Here is a 19,256-nt window from a genome sequence, read left to right as displayed (position 1 = left end):
AGCAGTGCATCGGCCGGTGGCGCAGCGCCATGACCCCATGACCATGCAGTCTCCCCCCGCCTCTTCCATTCCCGACTCGGCGCTCACGCGCGAGCAGCTGTACGAGCGCATCCGCAAGGGTTCGAAGCAGGAAGTCATCCTCGAGGAAATGCAGCGCCTGGGCTTCTGGCCGCAGGACGCGGCGCAACCCTCGGTCGAGGTGCAGCTGATGCGCCGCGAGAGCGAACTGCAAGGCGCGCTGACGCAGCTCGGCGACGAGCTGCGCGGCATCGAGGACCGCGACCGCGCGCTGAAGATGATGCGCAAGGAGCGCATGGCCAAGGCCCGCGAGCGCCGCGAGGAAACCCGCCAGCGCCTGGCGCAGGGCCGCCATGCGCGCGCCGTGGCCTGGCACGACCGGCGCCAGCGCGAGCTGCTCTACGTGGGCGACGGCGTGTCGGGCGGCCTCAACGAAGCGCACAGCGACAGCCAGGCGCTGGCACGCAACGCGCTGCCCGCCATGGACGTGGCGAGCGATCTTGCGCAGGCCATGGGCATCGGCCTGGGCGAGCTGCGCTTCCTGGCCTGGCACCGCGAAGTGGCCAGCGTGAGCCACTACCAGCGCTTCACCATCGCCAAGAAGAGCGGCGGCGAGCGCCACATCTCCGCGCCCATGCCGCGCATGAAGCGCGCGCAGTACTGGGTGCTCGACAACATCCTGGCGAAGATGCCGGTGCACGAGGCGGTGCACGGCTTCCTGCCGGGCCGCTCGATCCTCAGCAACGCGGCGCCGCACGTGGGGCAGGACGTGGTGATCAACCTCGACCTGAAGGACTTCTTTCCGTCGATCGGCATGCGCCGCGTGCGCGGCGTGTTCCGCCAGCTCGGCTACTCCTCGCAGGTAGCGAGCCTGCTGGCGCTGGTGTGCACCGAGGCGCCGACCGACGAGGTGCAGCTGGACGGCCGGCGCTACTTCGTCGCGCGCGGCGAACGCGTGCTGCCGCAGGGCGCGCCCACGAGCCCGATGCTCACCAACCTGCTGTGCCGCCGGCTCGACGCGCGGCTGGCCGCAAGCGCCGCGAAGCTGGGTTTTCGCTACACCCGCTATGCCGACGACCTGACCTTCTCGGCCGACCCCGCGCACAGCCGCGACGCCGGCAAGCTGCTGTGGCGCGTGAAGCAGATCGTGGCGAGCGAAGGCCTCACGGTGCACCCCGACAAGCAGCAGGTGATGCGCCGGCACCGCCAGCAGCACGTGACGGGCATCGTGGTGAACGACAAGCTATCGACCGACCGCGACACGCTGCGGCGCTTTCGCGCGGTGCTGCACCAGGCCGAACGCCACGGGCCGCAGGGCCTGCAATGGAACGGCAACACCGACGTGATCGGCGCGCTGCGCGGCTATGCGAACTTCATCGCGATGGCCGACCCGGCGCGCGGCGCGCCCTATCTGCAGCGCGTGCGCGCGCTGGCCGACAGGCACAAGGGCGGCGCAGCGGCAACCGCACCTGCGGCGGCACCGGCCGCGCAGGTGCCCGCACAGCGCAAGCTCCCCGCGGGCCACTTCCGCGCACAGTCCGCCGCGGGCCAGGCACCCTGGCCGGCATGGTGGCAGCCCGCGCAAGCGGGCGCGCCGGTGCTGGAGAAAACCGCCGAGCAGATCGCCGAGGAAAAGAAGGCGCAGCGCGAAGCCGCGCGGGCACAGGCCGCCGCGGCGGCGGCGCCACCGGCGTCCGCAAGGCCTGCCGCCGCACCGACGTCATCGGGACCTGGCACGCCTGCTGCACCTGCTGCGGCCGACGCACCCGCCGCGCCAGGCCCCACCTCCCACATCGCCTGGATCTTCAGCATGATGGTGCAGGCGCTCTACGTGGTCTCGGTGTTCCTTTCAGGATCGAGCCCGTTGATCTGGCTGCTCACGGGCGGCGTGTTCGTCGGCAACTTCCTGCGGCGCAAGACCGGCTGGGGCAACTTCATCGCGGCGGTGGTGGTGTCTTCGGCGCTGGCCGCGCTCGTGCACAGCCTGAAGAACTGAAGGCATGCCGACGGTGCCGGGCTGCGCCAAAAACCACACGCCGCTTCACAGCGCAGGGCAAGGCCGCTACATTCGTCGCTTCGACAACCACACAGAAAGCGGAGGTGCGCAATGGAAGACACTGCAATTCAAGCCCCTACCAACGTGCGGTTTGTCGGGCCTGTGCTGAACTGACTCCGAACCTGTAGTTCGCGCGTTCATCGCGTCGTCGGTCTGCCCCGCGGAGCCTTTCGGCCTTCGCGAGCACCTCGCCCCAAGCCGCTCCTTTTCAAAAAAAACGCCGCCGCCCGCACGCATGTGCCGGCGGTGCCCCGTTCATTTTGTCGAGCCAAGGCCCACCATGCTTGAAACCCGTGCCGCACATGCGCGGCATACCGTGACCGCTGTTTTCGATCCCCAGCGCGCGAGCGAAGCCGACTGGGACCGCGCCCTCGCGTACTGGCGCCTGCGCCATGAGGAAGACCATCCGGGCGAGCCCGTGCCCAACGATGCCGACACCCGGCACAACGTGCTCAGGGCAGACCCGCTGCACGTTTCCCACCGCATGCTGGCGGTCGGCCCGCACGGTGAATTGATGGGCAGCCTGAATGCGAGCTTTCGCCGCGAAGGCACGCCCGACTGCGAAGCCTTCGCGCCCTTCATCGACGCATGGGGCGGCGTGCTGCGCGCGCACCAGCGGCGCGGCGTGGCCACCGCCCTGCTGCATGCGTTGCTGGCGTTGATGGATGCGCACGGCAAGCGCGTGGCAACGCTGCGAACGCACCTGCCCGAAGGCCATGCCTTCCTGCAGGCCATCGGTGCCACGCAGAAGTACCGCAGCGTGGAGAACCGCATGGCCTTTGCCGGGCTCGACTGGCAGGCGCTCGCCCGCTGGCGCGCCGAAGGCTTCGCGCCCGCGCACGGCCTGCGCGCCGAGGTGCACGCAGGCCGCGTGCCCTTCGAGCGGCTGGCCACGCTGATGGCGCCGCTGTCCGCGCTGCTGGACGACGCGCCCACCGGCAACCTCGAGCGGCCGCCGCTGCGCTACGACCTCGAGGGCTACCACACCTGGTATGCCGACCTGGACCAGCGCGGCGGCGACCACCTGCTCGTGCTGCTGCTCGACAGCAACGACGAAGTGGCCGCCGTGTGCGACGCCAACTGGAGCCCGCGCTTCCCCGAGCGCATGTACCAGAACCTCACCGCCGTGGCGCGCCGCTGGCGCGGCAAGGGACTGGCCAAGGGCGTGAAGGCCGCGATGCTGCAGCTCGTGCGCGAGCGCCACCCGCAGGTGACGCTGGCCGTGACCAGCAACGCCGAGGTCAACGCGCCCATGCTCGCCATCAACCGGCAATTGGGCTTTGCACCGCACAGGCATGATGGGGCGTACCAGGTCGGCAGGGAGCGCCTGAGCGCATTCCTCTCGACCCGCCAGGCCAGCCCGCCCCGGCCGGCAAACCCCATGGCAACCCAACAAGAAACACAGGAGGAACGCCCATGAAAGCGCCCCAACGACTGCAGGCATTGATCGACGAAGGACTCATCGACACCGTCGTGCGCCAGCTCATGAGCGGCAAGGAGGCCATGGTCTACGTGGTGCGCTGCGGCGAGGAGACGCGCTGCGCCAAGGTCTACAAGGAGGCCGACAAGCGCAGCTTCCGCCAGGCCGTCGACTACACCGAGAACCGCCGCGTGAAGAACACCCGCGAGGCGCGCGCCATGGCCAAGGGCACCAAGTTCGGCCGCCAGGTGACCGAGGCGATCTGGCAGAGCGCCGAGGTCGATGCGCTCTACCGGCTGGCCGCCGCCGGCGTGCGCGTGCCCACGCCGCACAACTTCCTCGAAGGCGTGCTGCTGATGGACCTGGTGACCGACGCCAACGGCGATGCCGCCCCGCGCCTGAACGACGTGGCGTTCTCGCCCGAAGACGCCCTGCGCCACCACGCCAGCCTGCTGCGCGAGGTGATGCGCATGCTGTGCGCGGGCGTGGTGCACGGCGACCTCTCGGAGTTCAACGTGCTGCTGGCCGGGGACGGCCCCGTCATCATCGACCTGCCGCAGGCCGTGGACGCCGCGGGCAACAACCACGCCCGGCGCATGCTGCTGCGCGACGTGGAGAACCTGCGCAACTTCTTCGGCCAGTACGAACCCGCGCTGCTGCGCACGCACTACGGCGACGAGATCTGGCAGCTGTACGAGCGCGGCCTGCTGCGCCCCGAGACCGAGCTCACGGGCACCTTCGTGCGCGAGAGCGGCCCGGTCGACCTGGGCAACGTGCTGCGCGAGGTGGAAGACGCGCGCATGGAAGAAGCGGCGCGCCTGCTGCGGATGCAGACGCCGCGACAATAGCGCGGCCCTCTTTCCTGCCGCCGATGACCTCCACCGCCCTGCCGAACCCCGCCCCGAACTGGCGCCAGCCGCTGTCCGCCACCGCCCGCCGGGTTGCGAAGGCAGCGGCCTTCGTCGCCTTCCTGGCCCCAGGCCTGGGGCCGGCGGCGCAGGCCGCACCCGGCATCCGCCTGGAAGACGACCGCGGCACCACGGTCGAGCTGCAGGGGCCGGCGCGGCGCATCGTGTCGCTGATGCCTTCGCTGACCGAGACCGTCTGCGCGCTGGACGCCTGCGACCGGCTGGTGGGCATCGACCGCCACGCCAACTGGCCGGCCTCGGTGAAGGGCCTGCCGCAGGTGGGTGGCATCGACGACGCCAACATCGAGCGCATCGTCGCGCTCAAGCCCGACCTGGTGCTGTTGCGCCCGCGCAGCCGCGCCGCCGAGCCGCTGGAGCGCTTGGGGCTGAAGGTGCTGGCGCTCGACGCCAAGACCCATGCCGACATGCGCCGCGTGATGGAGACCGTGGCCCGCGCCACCGGCCGCCCCGGCGCGGGCGAGGCCTTCTGGCGCAAGCTCGACGCCGGGCTGGACGCCGCGCGCGCCCGCGTGCCGGCCGGCTGGCAGGGCCGGCGCGTGTACTTCGAGGTGCACGGCGGCATGGCGGCGGCCAGCGAAAGCTCGTTCATCGGCGAGACCCTGGCGCGCCTGGGCCTGGGCAATGCGGTGCCCGGCACGCTGGGCCCCTTCCCCAAGATGAGCCCCGAGTTCGTGGTGCGCGCCAACCCCGACGTGCTGATGGTGTCGGCGCTGGGCGAGATCTCGGCCATGGCCGGGCGCCCCGGCTGGTCGGCCATGTCGGCCATCCAGCGCGGGCGGGTCTGCAGCTTCGCCTCGGCGCGCTTCGACCTGATGATGCGTCCCGGCCCGAGGCTGGACGAGGCGGCCGACGCCATCGTGGCCTGCCTGGCCTCGCTGGGCGATGGCAAGCCCTGAGCGCCCTGGCACGGCCCCGCAGGCCGCGGGCCCTGTCGTACCATTGACTTACCTTGACGCCCAGCTCCGCCCCTTCCGACCGCCCCGACCACTCCGACCGTCCCGGCCTTGTTGAACTCGTCGACTCCGCCGAAGCCATCGCGCGGGACGTGGCGGCCATCGGGCGCATCAGCGCCGTGCCCTCGCTGCTGAAGATCATCTGCCAGAACACCGGCATGGGCTTTGCCGCCGTGGCCCGCGTGACCGACGGCACCTGGACCGCCTGCGCGGTGGAAGACAACATCCAGTTCGGGCTGCTGCCCGGCGGCCAGCTGAAGGTGGAGACCACGCTGTGCAGCGAGTCGCGCGCAGCGCGCGAGCCGGTGGTGATCGACCGCGCCAGCACCGACCCGGTGTACTTCGACCACCACACGCCGCGCATGTACAACATCGAGAGCTACATCTCGGTGCCCATCATCCACAGCAACGGCGACTACTTCGGCAACCTGTGCGCCATCGACCCGCGCCCGGCGGTGCTGTCCGACGCGCGCGTGGTGTCGATGTTCACCGCCTTCGCCGACCTCATCGCGCGCCAGCTCGAGAACGAAGACCGCCAGGAGCGCACCGAGAGCGCGCTGCAATCCGAACGCACCACGGCCGAGCTGCGCGAACAGTTCATCGCCGTGCTGGGCCACGACCTGCGCAACCCGCTGTCGGCGGTGGGCGCCACGGCCGAGCTGCTGGTGCGCCGCGAGTCGGAGCCCGAGCTGGTGAAGCTCGGCACCCGGCTCAAGGCCAGCACGCGGCGCATGTCGGGGCTGATCGACGACGTGCTCGACTTCGCGCGCGTGCGCCTGGGCTCGGGCATGGGCCTGAGCCTGCGCGAGGCCGACTTCCTGGCCTCGGGCCTGAAGGACGTGGTCGACGAGGTGCGCGCGGCCAACCCACAGCTCGACATCCGCGACGACATCGCCATCAACGGCGCGGTGCGCTGCGACCAGGGGCGCATCCAGCAGGTGCTGTCCAACCTCATCGGCAATGCGGTGACGCACGGCGCGCCCGACCGGCCGATTGCGGTGCGCGCCGCCATCGAGGGCGACAAGCTCGTGCTCTCGGTCACCAACGGCGGCACGCCGATCCCGCCGGACGACCTGACCAAGATCTTCCAGCCCTACTGGCGCCCCGCGCACAGCAAGCCCGGCGGCGGGCTCGGGCTGGGCCTGTACATCGCATCGGAAATCGTCGCCGGCCATGGCGGCACGCTGCAGGTCACGTCCTGCGCGGACCAGGGCACACGGTTCCTCGTGACGATCCCGGCGGCATGACGGTGGCGGGCACTGCGGCGGTTCCCGCGTCGGACTTCGGGCGGGACGAACTCACCGAACTCTGGAACCGCGCCTACGAAGGCTATTTCGTGCCGATCGCGTTCGACGCGCAGCGCTTCGAGCGCCACCTGCGGCGCGCCGGCGTCGCGCTGGCGCTGTCGCGCGTGCTGGTGGCGGCCGATGGCCAGGCTTGCGGCATCTCGCTGGCCGGGCGTCGCGGGGAGCGCGGGTATCTCGCGGGCTTCGGCATCGCCGGCTCGCACCGGCGGCAAGGGCTCGGCCAGCAGCTGATCGGCGCGCAGGTCGCGGCTTTCTCGCAGGCCCGCATCCGGCAGGCCTTGCTCGAGGTGATCGAGCAGAACCCGGCCCGCGCGCTGTACCGGCAGGCCGGCTTCGAGGCGCTCCGCACGCTCGAAGTGCTCGAGTGGACCGCCGAACCCCGCGCCCCGGCACCCGCGACCGCCCATGCGCTCGACGCCGCCACGCTGGCCGCCGTGCACCACGCCTGCAGCGCCCTGTGCCGCCCGACGTGGCGCCGCGAGCTGCCCACCGTGCAGGACGCCATCGCCCGCGAAGGCGCGCTGGCGCTCGGCGTGCGGCAAGGCGCGGCCACGCTGGCCTATGCCGTCCTGCCGCGCCCGGAAGACCCGCAGGGCGTGCTGCTCGACGCGGCCGCCGTCGGCGAAGACGCGGCCCACCGGCTGCTCGACATGCTGGCCCTCGCGCGCCCCGGCGTGCGCTGGCGGCTGGTCGACGAGCCCTGCGGCAGTCCTTTTTTTCGTGCTGTTACCGCGCGCGGCGCGGCGCCGGTCGTCCGCCAGGTCGAAATGGCGTTGACACTTCAGGCTGCGCCCGACGCCCCCACCGTTTTCCCTCTTTCCCCATGAAGCATCACAAGCGAACCTCGTCCACCCCTTTCGTGCGGGTGGGCCCCAGCGGCGTGCACGGCCTCGGCGCCTTCGCCACGCGCGACCTGCCGGCCGAGGCCTTCCTGGGCCTCTACGAAGGCCGCCGCTACACCAAGGCCGAGATCGCCACCAAGGTGTGGGACGACCAGCTCACCTACCTGTTCACGCTGACGAACCAGGAAACCATCGACGGCGCCAAGGGCGGCAACGCCACGCGGCACCTGAACCATTCGTGCGAGCCGAACTGCGAGGCGGTCGAGGAATACGACGAAAGCGGCGAGCTGGTGCTGAGGTTCCAGACGCTGATGGAAGTGGACGCGGGCGACGAGCTGTTCATCGACTACTCCCTGACAGCCGACGACGGCTCGCCGCCGTCGAAGTACCCCTGCCATTGCGGCGCGCCGGGCTGCCGCGGAACGATGCTGGCGCCGGCCGACACCGTGGCGGAGGAAGCCGGACCGACCGCGTCCTGACGCTCCGGCGGGGCCGTCAGCGCGGTTCGGCGCGCAGCGTGCGCAATTGCGCTTCCGCCTGCTCGAGCTCCGAGCGCAGCATGCGGATGTCCTGCTCCAGCCGTTCGATGCGCGCTTCGCGGCCCTGCGCCACGGCCGGCAGCTTGCACTGCGCCTGCAGCGTGCCCAATGCATCGGCCAGCTCGCGGCGGCGCAGCATCTGGCCCCGGGAGCGGGCCAGGTCCATGTCGCGCTCGAGCAAGGCCTCCTGCGCCTTGCAGTCCTCCCCTTGCAACGACGGCGCGGGCAATGCGCGTGGCGCGGATGGCCCCGGCTGTGCGAAGGCAGGCGCGGCCAGGGTCAACGCAAGGGCCAGGAAGCAGGGTTTCAAAAGCATGCCGCACGGTACCCGAACTTTCCCGCTCCAGCGCCGTACAGCCCTCGGGCAGCACCGGCCATGCATTTCGTCTCGGGCCACCCGTCCGCACACGCCCGAGCGGGCGGCCTGAAGCAGCGCTGGGGCCCGCGCCTCAGGCCGCCGAATCCGGCGTGAGGTAGCGCGCGTCCCAGCGCTCGGCAAGCTGCCTCGCACGGTGCAGCGGCACGCGCGCCGCCTCGAAGTCCACCACGCAGGCCACGTCGGCCGCTTCGGGCCGCGCGGGGCTTTCGCCGGTGCGGCCGTCGGTCAGGAGCCACAGCCAGCGCTGGCGCGACTCGCTCTTCGCCAGCAGCTGCTCGGCGCGCAGCACCCCCAGCGCCAGCGGCGTGCCGCCGCCCGCCGCAATGGGCGCGACCCAGTCGTCGTTCCAGGCGCTGGCGCGGCGCGGCGGCAGGCGCAGCTCGACCACCTCGCCGGCAAAGCACAGCAGCGCCACATGGTCGCGGCGCTGGTAGGCCTCCTGCATCAGCGCGAGCAGCAGGCCCTTGGCGCGCGCGAGGTTGCCGTCGTCGCGCATCGAGGCCGAGCAGTCGAGCAGGAAGCAATGCAGCGCACCGCTGCGCGCCTCCCGCGGGCGATGGCGCAGGTGTTCGGCGCGCAGCGCGCCGGCGCCGCGGGCCGCGAAGGTGCGCGGCCAGTCGAAGGCCGTGCCTTGCGGCGCGGCCCCGTGCCATGCGTCCCTTTGCGTGCTCTGCCTCCGTTCACCCTGGCGCGCGCCAGCGGGTGCGGTGTCCCGGAGGCTCAGGCTTTTTTTGGGGCGGCCTGCTGCTGCGCGGAAATCAGCGGACGCAACGGCTTCACGCGCTCGATGCCGACGGGCTCGGGCGGCATGGCGCCCCAGTCTTCATCAGCTGCGCCGGTCGGGCCGGTCGAGCCCTTCGGCGGCGCATTGCGCGGCGCCGCCGAAGGCGCGGACATGGGCGCAGCCGCCGGCGGTGCGCTGGCCGATCCGGGCTTGCGGCGATGCAGCAGCACCGCCTCGGCCGCGCGTTGCACATGGTCGACGGCGATGGCCGCCGCCTCTTCCCATGCCGCGAGCGCGCGCGCCGAGCGCAGCATGACCAGGTCGGCGCGCAGCCCGTCGACACCGGCGTCGATGCACAGCGCGCCGACCGCCTCGTGCACCGCATCGCCGTAAGGCAGCGCGGACGCGTCGGCCAGCCGCGCACGGGCGCGAACCAGCGCGGCGGCCAGCTCGGCTTCTTCCTGCGCATGCTTCGCACGGAAGCCCTGCGGGTCGGCATCGAAGGCCAGCCGCTCGCGCACGATGGCCTTGCGCTCGGCCGCGTCCTCGATGTTGCGCAGCTGAACGCACAGCCCGAAGCGGTCGAGCAACTGCGGGCGCAGCGTGCCCTCTTCCGGGTTCATGGTGCCCACCAGCACGAAGCGCGCGGCATGCCGGTGCGAGATGCCGTCGCGCTCCACCACGTTCACGCCGCTGGCGGCCGCGTCGAGCAGCGAATCGATCAGCGCGTCGGGCAGCAGGTTGATCTCGTCCACGTACAGCACGCCGCCGTGCGCGCGCGCCAGCAGGCCGGGCGCGAACTTCAGTTCGTGCCCCGCCAGCGCGTGCCCCAGGTCGAGCGTGCCGACCAGGCTTTCGAGGCTCGCGCCCAGCGGCAGCGTGACGAAGGGCGCACCGGGCAGCAGCTCGGCCAGCGCACGCGCGGCCGTGGTCTTGGCGGTGCCGCGCGGGCCTTCGATCAGCACGCCGCCCAGTGCGGGATCGACCGCCGCCAACAGCAGCGCCTGGCGCAGCCGCGGCTGGCCCGCGATCGCGGAAAAAGGGAACGGCACCGGCATCGGGGCGGCAGTGGTCATCGGGGGCTTCCTTCCATCCGCTGCTCCTGGTCGAGCAGCAGGTTTTCCAATTGGGGCTTGTAGTCGCCGGGCGACTGCCACAGGCCGCGCTGCATGGCTTCGAGCAGGCGGCTGAGCATGTCGTGCAGCGCGCGCGGATTGTGCTCGCGCACGAAGTCGCGCGTGGCGTCGTCGAGCACGTAGGCGTCGGCCACCATGGCGTACTGGTGGTCGCCGACCACGCGCGCGGTGGCGTCGAAGCCGAACAGGTAGTCCACCGTGGCGGCCATCTCGAAGGCGCCCTTGTAGCCGTGGCGCTTCACGCCGTCGATCCACTTCGGGTTGACCACGCGCGAGCGGATCACGCGGCTGATTTCTTCCTTCAGCGTGCGCACGCGCGGCGCCTGCGGGTTGCCGTGGTCGCCGTGGTACATCGCCGGCTGCCGGCCGCTCAGGTGGCGCACGGCGGCGGCCATGCCGCCCTGGAACTGGTAGTAGTCGTTGGAGTCGAGCAGGTCGTGCTCGCGGCTGTCCTGGTTCTGCATGACCACGTTCATGGCGCGCAGGCGGCGCACCAGCGCGTCGGTGGCCGGCACGCCGTCGCTGCCCTGCCCGTAGGCATGCGCGCTGCCGCCGACGTAGGCCTTCGACAGGTCGTCGTCGGTCTGCCAGGTGCCGTGGTCGAACAGCGGCTGCAGGCCCGAGCCGTAGCTGCCGGGCGCGGAGCCGAACACGCGCCAGCCGGCCTGCAGGCGGGCGGCCTCGGGTGCCACGCCCTGCGCCTGCAGCGCGGCGGCTTCGCGCAGGATGCGCGCGCGGATCGGGTTGCGCTCGGCGTCCTCGTCTTCCTGCGCGGCCACGGCCTGCACGGCGGCGTCGAACATCTGCACGGCGTTGGGAAAGGCATCGCGGAAGAAGCCCGAGATGCGCAGCGTGACGTCGATGCGCGGGCGGCCGATGCCGACCGTGGGCAGCACCTCGAAGTCGACCACGCGCTGGCTGCCCGGCGCCCACTTGGGCCGCACGCCGATCAGCGCGAAGGCCTGCGCCAGGTCGTCGCCGCCGGTGCGCATGGTGGCCGTGCCCCACACCGACAGGCCCATGGCCACCGGGTAGTCGCCGTGCTCCTGCAGGTGGCGCTCGACCAGCTGCGCGGCCGACTTGAGGCCCAGCATCCAGGCGGTGGGCGTGGGAATGGCGCGGGTGTCGACCGCGTAGAAGTTGCGCCCGGTGGGCAGCACGTCGGGCCGGCCGCGCGAGGGCGAGCCGCTCGGCCCGGGTGGCACGAAGCGGCCTTGCAGCGCGCGCGAGAGCTGCAGCAGCTCCTGCGCGCCGCAGGCGTCGAGCGCGGGCGCCAGGCTGTGTTCGACGCGGCCCATCACGGCCGTCGTGCGCGGCAGGTCCGGCGGGCACGCGCCCTCTTCCAGCAACCGTTGCGCGAGCAGCTCCAGCCGTTCGCGCGTGTCGCCGTGGTGCCGCCATGCATCGGCGCTGACCGATTGCAGCAGCGCGGGGCGCGCGCCCTGCCACGGCTTTGCCGCGTCGATGTCGAGCGGGTCGAAGTGCTCGCCCGGCAGCAGGTCGTGCGACAGCGCACCCAGCAGCCCGGCGTTCGCGCCCGCGCCGTCCAGCGCCGGGAAGCGGGCCAGCGCCAGCAGCGTGTCGCGCCGCAGGCGTTCTTGCGGCGACGCGCCGAACACATGCAGGCCGTCGCGGATCTGCGTTTCCTTCAGCTCGCACAGGTAGGCATCGACGCGCGCGAGCACGGCGTCGTCTTCCGCGCCGGGCATGCCCAGTTCCTCGACCAGGTGCTGCGCGCGAACCGCCGCCAGGATCTGCGCGCGCAGCACCTTGGCGCGGCGCGCGTCGACCAGCAGCGCGTCGTAGTACTCGTCGACCTGGCGCTCCAGGTCCTGCAGCGGCCCGTGGTTCTCGGCGCGCGTGAGCGGCGGCATCAGGTGGTCGACGATGACCGCCTGCGTGCGCCGCTTGGCCTGCGCGCCCTCGCCCGGGTCGTTCACGATGAAGGGGTACACGTTGGGCAGCGGCCCGAGGATGGCGTCGGGCCAGCAGGCCTGCGACAGCGCCAGGCTCTTGCCCGGCAGCCATTCGAGGTTGCCGTGCTTGCCGACGTGCACCACCGCGTCGATGGCGAACACGTCGCGCAGCCAGAAATAGAACGCGAGGTAGCTGTGCGGGGGCACCAGCTCGGCGTCGTGGTAGCTCGCGTAGTCGGCCGCGCCAATGGAGCCGAGGGAACGCGCGGGCTGGATGCCGACGAACACGCGGCCCAGCCGCAGCCCGGCGATCATGAAGCGGCCCTGGCGCACCATCGGGTCCTGCTCGGGCGTGCCCCAGCGCGCGTCGATGGCGTCGGCCATGCCTTCGGGCAAGGCCGCCAGGCGCGCGCGGTAGTCGGCGAGCGTGTAGCTCTGCCACGCGGGCCGCGAAGCCCATTGCGCGGGGTCGTTGGCAATGCCTTGCTGCAGCTTGCGCATGAGCGCGTCGCCGTCTTCGGGCATTGCATCGGCCTCGCCCAGCACATAGCCCTCGCAGCGCATCGCGCGCAGGATGGCGATGACCGAGGCCGGCGTGTCCAGCCCCACGCCGCTGCCGATGCGGCCTCCGCTGCCCGGGTAGTTCGCCAGGATCAGCGCGACGCGCTTGTCTTCGGCGCCAAGGCTGCGCAGGCGGCACCAGCGGCGCGCCAGCTCGGCCACGAAGGCCACGCGGTCGGGCTCGGGCTGGTAGTTGACCACCTCGGTCTGCGTGAGTTCGCAGCGGTGCGACAGGCCCTTGAAGCTCACGGCGCGCGTGACGATACGGCCGTCCATCTCGGGCAGCGCGATCTGCATCGCGATGTCGCGCGGGCGCAGGCCCTGGCTGTCGGCCAGCCAGTCCTCGCGGTTGCCGCCGCTCACGATGACCTGCAGCACCGGCGCGTCGCCGGCCAGCGCGAGGCCTTCGCCTCGTTCGTCTTTCGCGCCCTGCCCGAGCGCGGCGAACGCGGTGGTGTTGAGCACCACCTGCACGTCATGCGCGCTACACAGTTCGCGCAGCGCGGACAGGCACAGCGGGTCTTTCAGCGAATCGAGCGCGACCGGCAGCGGGTTGAGCCCTTCGGCGCTCAACGCCGCGGCCATCGCGTCGAAGGCCACGGTGTTGCCCGACTGCAGGTGCGAGCGGTAGAACACCAGCGCCACCACCGGCGCACCTTCGTGCCACCCGGCGCGCAGGTCGTCGATGCCCGCCACCGTGTGCGCGGCGGCCATGCCGCCCGGCACGTGCAACGCCACCTGCGGCAGGCTGCGCGGCGGCAGCGGCGCCTCGCCATGGCCCAGGCCGTGGAAAGCCACCGAGCGCAGGAACTGCATCGCATTGCCCGCGCCGCCGCTGCGCATGTACTGCCACAGCTGTCGGCTCACCGCGCGCGGCACGGTGCCGCGCGCGAGCAGGTCTTCGTCTTCCTGCAGGTCGCCCGAGAACATGGCGAGCTGCTGGCCCTTGCGCTTGGCGAGCTTCTCGAGTTGCTGCAGCCCGTAGGCCCAGGCCGATTCCGCCCCGAGGTGGTCGACCACCACCACGCGCGCATGCTGCAGCACCTCGTCGATGTACAGGTCGAGCGAGGCCGGCTGGCGCAGGTACATGAGGTTGGCCAGCCGCAGCGACGGGTAGCCCGGGTCGGTGGCCGCCAGCGACGTGCGCGCCGCGGCAAGCAGCGCGAGCGTGGTGTCGGCCGAGCTGAGCACCACGATGTCGCCCGGCGTCTGGTCGAGCCGGGTGACGACGCTGTCGTCCTCGACGAAGCGGCCGGGTTGGGTGCTCAGCAGGTGCATCGATCAGGCGCGTCAGGCCGCGACCGCGCTCGCCTCGTCCAGCGCCTTGCGCAGCGCGGCCTCGTCCAGGTCTTCGCCGATGAACACGAGCCGCGTGCGCTGCGCCTCGCCGTCGCGCCAGCGGCGGTCGAAGTGATGGTCGAAGCGGCGGCCCACGCCCTGCACCAGCAGGCGCATCGGCTTGCCCGGAATGGCCACGAAACCCTTCACGCGGTAGATGGTGTGCTGCTCGACCAGCCTGGCGAGCACGGCCAGCAGGCTGTCGCGGTCCACGGGCGGCAGCTCGATCACGAGCGAGTCGAACTCGTCGTGGTCATGGTCTTCCTCGTGGTCGTGGTGGCTTTCGCGCAGGTGGATGGTGGCCTCGGCCGCGCGGCCCTGGCCCAGCAGCAGCGCGAGCGGCAGCTTGCCTTCGGTGGCGGCGACGATCTTCACCTCGGGCGGCAGCTCTTCGCGCACCAGCGCCTCGACCTGCGCGCGCGTGGCGTCGTCCATCAGGTCGGTCTTGTTGAGCACCACCAGGTCGGCGGCGGAGAGCTGGTCTTCGAACAGCTCGTGCAGCGGCGACTCGTGGTCGAGGTTGGGGTCGGCGCGGCGGGCTTCGTCCACGGCTTCGGGGTTCGCGGCGAACTGGCCCGAGGCTGCGGCCGGGCCGTCGACCACCGTCACCACCGAATCGACGGTGAAGATGTTCGCGATGTCCGGCCACTGGAAGGCCTGCACCAGCGGCTTGGGCAGCGCGAGGCCCGAGGTCTCGATGAGCACCGCGTCGATGTCGCCGCGGCGCTCGGCCAGCTGCAGCATCACGGGCAGGAACTCTTCCTGCACGGTGCAGCACACGCAGCCGTTGGCCAGCTCGTACAGCGCGCCCGCGCGCTCGTTGCCGTCGTCGTCGCAGCCGATGCCGCAGCCGCGAAGAATCTCGCCGTCGATGCCGAGCTCGCCGAACTCGTTGACGATCACCGCGATGCGGCGGCCCTCTGCGTTACCGAGGATGTGGCGCAGCAGCGTGGTCTTGCCGCTGCCCAGGAAGCCCGTGACGATGGTGACGGGGATCTTGGCGTTGCTTGCTTGGGTCATGGAGGTGTTCTTTCAGGCGCCGGGGGACCAGGGCCGATGGCCGATGGGAAACAGGCGGGAGATGGTGAGCAGGAGATGCGGGGAAGCAGGAGCCGGTCGCCCAACGGCGCGCCAGCTTCGGATTTTTCCAGAGATGCGCCGCGCCGCCCGGGCCATGCCCGAGAGACCGGCGACGGCCGCGGGTCAGGTGCTGCCGTACAGGCGGCGCTCGACGAAGACCGAGCCCTGCAGGCGGCGCCAGCCCTTGGCGGCGGCCAGCACGCCCAGGTCGACCAGCGGCTCGACCAGCACGACCGTCATGTAGGCCGCGCCGAAGCTGGCGATCTGGCTCAGGTTTTCGAGCCCCGTGCCGCGCCCGAAGAGCGCCCAGAAGCCGACCCACACCACGATGCCGCCCTGGTAGGCCACCGACAGCTTGAAGGCCTGCTGGTAGCTCAGGTCCACATAGGCCACGTTCCTGGGAATGATCCGCTGCGCCAGCGCGGCCGTGGCGAACAGCGGCACCAGCAGGGTGGTGACGTTCATGCCGTACTGCGGAATGTCCTGCGGCTCGAAGAACAGGCCCTGGATGAGCAGCCCGCCCGCCAGCCCGATGGCCGCGGGCGCCAGGCCGAACACCAGCAGCAGCGTGGTGCCCAGGATCAGGTGCACCTCGGACACGCCCACGGGGTGATGCGGCAGCACCTCGAAGAAGCAGAACACCAGCGCCACGGCAATGGCCGAGCGCAGCACCAGGGCGGCGGGCCCGTCCTTCATGAGGCTGTCGAAGGCCACCTTGCCCGTGTACGCGAGCGCGGCGGCCGCCGTGGCGTAGCTGAGGAATATCTTGGATCCGTCGACGAGACCGGGTTCGATGTGCATCTGGCACCTCCTGTGTTGCACCGCAGTGCGAAAGTTGATTGCGCTGGCCGCCTGCTGTATCAGCCGATGGGGCGAAGGCGGCGGAGGGCCTGAAGGCCGGGCCCGGTCTCAATGAGAGGCATGAACGACATGAACGACATGAAAGGCCGGAACGACGCGTCCGGTGAAGCAGTGTGCGCGCAATGGCGCGCCGCTGCAGATGCCTGACCCATGAGATGTCCCCTCCGGCCTGCGTCCCCGCAGGCTCCCGACCGATGAAGGACGAAGCGGGAGAGGCGAAGGGACTGCGGCGGTCCGCGCAAGCGCGAAAGGCGGCAGGCCCGGACACGCACTCCCGCAGCGTCCGAAGGCGGTTGCGAAGGCCGGTATCCGGGCTTGCGGAGCGCCGCGGCGCGCACTGGTGCAGTGCGCGCCGCGGCAGAAATCCTCGCCTTCCCACGCCGAAGCGCAGTGGCTGCCGGCCTCCTCGAGGAGGCGCTGGCTGGAGGATTTCCGATCCGCTGACCGTTGCGGGGGCAGCGCAGGAATGACCGCATCGGCAATGACGCGGCGCACCTGCTTCCCGTTTAACCCCGGCGCCATGGGATGGCGGGCGGGGCACCTTCGAACCGTTTGGATCGGTGCCGCCGGAAGAACCGGCACACCGAACCGGCGAAATTATAGGGAGCCGGCCTTGGCGCCGTCGGTGCCGAAGAGCCGCCGCATCACGGCGACGCCCGCCACCAGCGCGTTCGAGTAGGTGGCGTAGGGCTCGTGGGCGGCTTCCAGCGGCACGTACACGTGGGAGGTTTCGCCGGGCGTGCCGGTGGTGCCTGCGGCAGCGTCGACAGCGCCGGCAGCATCGGGATGGGGCGAATCGGGCATGTCCGGCCTGTCGTCCACCGCTTCCATGATCACCCAATAGAACTCACCCGCCTCCAGTTCATGGACGGTGAGCGCGACGTTTCTCGGTGTGGCCATGGGATTGAAGATGGGGTGGTGATAGGTGAATGGGTAGAGGACGCGTCCGGTTGACAGCTTCCGGGCTTCTCCTACAGAGCCTGCCCGCGGCACGACCTAATGTTGATTCCAGGGACCGTCAGAGAACCTTTTCAGGACACAGGAGGCCATATGAAGCAATTCACTCTGGAACCCCGCATGCGGGCGACCATCGGTGGAGCCTTTTATCCCACCGGCTACTCGATCGTCATGTTTCCGGACCCGGGCGATGCCGACCGCATCGGCCACCGGTTGATCGAGAAAGGCATGAGCGGCGACGAGGTCTACCTGCTGCCCCCGCAGACGGTGCTGGCCGAGATCTCGCCGACGGTGAAGACCTCCGACGACCCGCTGCCTTCCGCCGGCACCGACGCGGCCACGGTACGCGCCTATACCAAGCTGGCCCGCGAAGGCCATGCCGGCCTGCTGGTGAAGACCAGGGACGGCGCGGCGGCCGAACGGCTGATGGAGCTGGTTCGCACCGTGCCCTATTCCATTGCGCAGCGCTACCGCACCCTGGTGATCGAAGACCTCTGAAAGCGAAGAGGCCGGCGTCTTCAAGCCGGCACGGCCATGGAAACGGCGCGCTGCACCACGTCGCGCGCCATGGCTTGCGCCAATTCATGCTCGCCCAGGAACACGGTGGCCGAAGTCTCCTGCGTGAGCAGCTTCGCCTCGTGTTCGTTGTGGCTGCGAATCACCGTCTGGATGGTGGGGTTGAGCGTGCGCGCGGTTTCCATCATCTGGCGCACGTTCATGGCGTCGGGCGTGGCCACCACCAGCACGCGGGCGCGCGCAACGTGTGCCTGGATCAGCACGGCCGGGTCGGCCGCGTCGCCCCACACGGCCGGCGTGCCCGCCTCGCGCAGCTTCTCGACCAGCTCGCGGTTCTGCTCGGCCACCACGTAGGGAATGTCGTGCGCGTCGAGTTCGGCCGCAATGCGCCGGCCGACCCGGCCGTAGCCCACCAGCACCACCTGGCGCGACAGGTACCTGGCCTCGGTGGTCGTGGGCAGCTCGGCCAGCGGATCGTCGCGCGACTCCAGCCCCCGCGCGAACGACGAATGCGCGTGCAGCCATTTCTGCATCGGCCCGATCAGGCTGAACCACAGCGGGTTGGTGGCGATCGAAATGAGCGCGCCGGCCAGCACCAGGCTCTGCCCTTCCACCGGCAGCAGCCCGAGCGACACGCCCAGGCCGGCCAGGATGAACGAGAACTCGCCGATCTGCGCCAGGCTGGCGCTCACCGTGAGCGCCGTGCCCAGCGGGTAGCGGAACACCAGCACCAGCGCGCAGGCCGCGAGCGACTTGCCCAGCACGATCACCAGCACCACCGCCAGCACCTGCAGCGGCCGCTCGATGAGCACCGACGGATCGAACAGCATGCCGACCGACACGAAGAACAGCACCGCGAAAGCGTCGCGCAACGGCAGCGACTCCTGCGCGGCGCGGTGGCTGAACTGCGACTCGCGCATGACCATGCCGGCGAAGAACGCGCCCAGCGCGAACGACACGCCGAACAGCGCCGCCGAGGCGAAGGCGATGCTCACCGCCGCGGCCACCACGCACAGCGTGAACAGCTCGCGCGAACCGGTGCGCGTGACCTGCCAGAGGATCCAGGGGAACACGCGGCGCCCCACCACCAGCATGAGCGCCACGAAGCCGCCGACCTGCAGCAGCGTGAGGCCCAGCGTCTGCCACAGCGGATCGGCCGGGCCGGACTGCGCGCCGCCCAGCGTGCCCGCCAGCGGCGGCATCAGCACGAGCACCAGCACCATGGCCAGGTCCTCGACCACCAGCCAGCCGATGGCGATGCGGCCGGTGAACGAATCGAGGATGCCCAGGCTCTCGAGCGCGCGCAGCAGCACGACCGTGCTGGCCACCGAGAGCGCCAGCCCGAACACCAGCGCCGCGCCGGGGCTCCAGCCCCACCACATGGCCAGGCCGCCGCCGAGCAGCGTGGCCACGCCGATCTGCGCCAGCGCGCCGGGCAGCGCGATCTTGCGCACGGCCAGCAGGTCGTCGAGCGAGAAATGAAGGCCGACGCCGAACATCAGCAGCATCACGCCGATTTCGGCGAGCTGGGCGGCAATGCCCGCGTCGGCCACGAAGCCCGGGGTGAACGGGCCGATGATCACGCCGGCCAGCAGGTAGCCGACCAGCGCCGGCAACCGCAACTTGGCCGCCAGGAATCCGAACACCAGCGCCAGCCCCAGGCCGGCGGCGATCGTGTTGATGAGGGAAACGCTGTGGGGCATCGCCGCATTTTGCAGGAACGA

Annotated in this window: 16 protein-coding genes and 1 riboswitch; of the genes, 8 read left to right on the top strand and 8 right to left on the bottom strand. The window is 71.1% G+C overall.

The annotated features are described in order from the left end of the window. Positions 1–43: 43 nt before the first annotated feature. The 7 genes from BM004_RS21310 (at position 44) to BM004_RS21280 (ending at position 8,004) form a co-directional block, all read left to right on the top strand. Complete coding sequence (locus tag BM004_RS21310; protein ID WP_256219977.1) at positions 44–2,014, top strand: reverse transcriptase family protein; 1,971 nt, start codon at positions 44–46, stop codon at positions 2,012–2,014. 376 nt (positions 2,015–2,390) lie between these two features. Continuing rightward, a complete protein-coding gene (locus BM004_RS21305) occupies positions 2,391–3,494 on the top strand; it encodes a GNAT family N-acetyltransferase (RefSeq protein ID WP_256219976.1) in 1,104 nt (367 codons plus the stop codon). Beyond that, on the top strand, positions 3,491–4,342 hold the full coding sequence (locus tag BM004_RS21300; RefSeq protein WP_093216493.1) for a PA4780 family RIO1-like protein kinase: 852 nt from the start codon (positions 3,491–3,493) through the stop codon (positions 4,340–4,342). Before BM004_RS21305 ends, BM004_RS21300 begins: the two co-directional genes overlap by 4 nt. Before the next feature lie 23 nt (positions 4,343–4,365). Next, positions 4,366–5,319, top strand: a complete 954-nt coding sequence (locus BM004_RS21295; protein WP_093216491.1) for an ABC transporter substrate-binding protein — start codon at positions 4,366–4,368, stop codon at positions 5,317–5,319. A gap of 53 nt (positions 5,320–5,372) precedes the next feature. Beyond that, complete coding sequence (locus BM004_RS21290; protein WP_093216488.1) at positions 5,373–6,623, top strand: GAF domain-containing sensor histidine kinase; 1,251 nt, start codon at positions 5,373–5,375, stop codon at positions 6,621–6,623. Continuing rightward, a complete protein-coding gene (locus BM004_RS21285) occupies positions 6,620–7,510 on the top strand; it encodes a GNAT family N-acetyltransferase (protein ID WP_093216486.1) in 891 nt (296 codons plus the stop codon). Before BM004_RS21290 ends, BM004_RS21285 begins: the two co-directional genes overlap by 4 nt. Continuing rightward, a complete protein-coding gene (locus BM004_RS21280; protein WP_093132113.1) occupies positions 7,507–8,004 on the top strand; it encodes an SET domain-containing protein in 498 nt (165 codons plus the stop codon). The genes BM004_RS21285 and BM004_RS21280 overlap by 4 nt, the downstream gene beginning before the upstream one ends. Positions 8,005–8,020: 16 nt before the next feature. On the opposite strand, the gene BM004_RS21275 is transcribed toward BM004_RS21280, so the two are convergent. The 7 genes from BM004_RS21275 to BM004_RS21245 form a co-directional block, all read right to left on the bottom strand. Beyond that, positions 8,021–8,380 (bottom strand): DUF1090 family protein, encoded by a 360-nt coding sequence (locus BM004_RS21275; RefSeq protein WP_093132111.1) that lies wholly within the window; start codon positions 8,378–8,380, stop codon positions 8,021–8,023. Positions 8,381–8,513: 133 nt separating this feature from the next. Further along, on the bottom strand, positions 8,514–9,023 hold the full coding sequence (locus tag BM004_RS21270; RefSeq protein ID WP_256219989.1) for a vWA domain-containing protein: 510 nt from the start codon (positions 9,021–9,023) through the stop codon (positions 8,514–8,516). 140 nt (positions 9,024–9,163) lie between these two features. Further along, a complete protein-coding gene (locus tag BM004_RS21265) occupies positions 9,164–10,243 on the bottom strand; it encodes a magnesium chelatase ATPase subunit I (protein WP_093216480.1) in 1,080 nt (359 codons plus the stop codon). Then, positions 10,240–14,058: a cobaltochelatase subunit CobN gene (cobN, locus tag BM004_RS21260; RefSeq protein ID WP_093216479.1), complete on the bottom strand. Its 3,819-nt coding sequence runs from the start codon at positions 14,056–14,058 to the stop codon at positions 10,240–10,242. The genes BM004_RS21265 and cobN overlap by 4 nt, the downstream gene beginning before the upstream one ends. 12 nt (positions 14,059–14,070) lie before the next feature. Then, complete coding sequence (gene cobW / locus BM004_RS21255; RefSeq protein WP_093216477.1) at positions 14,071–15,138, bottom strand: cobalamin biosynthesis protein CobW; 1,068 nt, start codon at positions 15,136–15,138, stop codon at positions 14,071–14,073. A 183-nt stretch (positions 15,139–15,321) separates the two neighbouring features. Next, entirely contained in the window at positions 15,322–15,999 is a 678-nt protein-coding gene (locus BM004_RS21250) for an energy-coupling factor ABC transporter permease (protein ID WP_093216475.1), read from the bottom strand. Positions 16,000–16,341: 342 nt separating this feature from the next. Then, a riboswitch (cobalamin riboswitch) is annotated at positions 16,342–16,619 on the bottom strand. Positions 16,620–16,656: 37 nt separating this feature from the next. Then, positions 16,657–16,959, bottom strand: a complete 303-nt coding sequence (locus tag BM004_RS21245; RefSeq protein WP_093216473.1) for a hypothetical protein — start codon at positions 16,957–16,959, stop codon at positions 16,657–16,659. A gap of 150 nt (positions 16,960–17,109) precedes the next feature. Between BM004_RS21245 and BM004_RS21240 the strand changes: the two genes are divergently transcribed. Continuing rightward, positions 17,110–17,514: a hypothetical protein gene (locus BM004_RS21240; RefSeq protein ID WP_093216471.1), complete on the top strand. Its 405-nt coding sequence runs from the start codon at positions 17,110–17,112 to the stop codon at positions 17,512–17,514. A 20-nt stretch (positions 17,515–17,534) separates the two neighbouring features. On the opposite strand, the gene ybaL is transcribed toward BM004_RS21240, so the two are convergent. Further along, complete coding sequence (gene ybaL, locus BM004_RS21235) at positions 17,535–19,235, bottom strand: cation:proton antiporter domain-containing protein (RefSeq protein ID WP_093216468.1); 1,701 nt, start codon at positions 19,233–19,235, stop codon at positions 17,535–17,537. Positions 19,236–19,256 lie beyond the last annotated feature (21 nt).

Source organism: Variovorax sp. OK212, from assembly GCF_900112425.1.
Taxonomy (GTDB): Bacteria; Pseudomonadota; Gammaproteobacteria; order Burkholderiales; family Burkholderiaceae_C; genus Variovorax.
The sequence above is the reverse complement of the archived record's forward strand: the minus strand, read 5'-3'. Positions and strand labels throughout refer to the sequence as shown.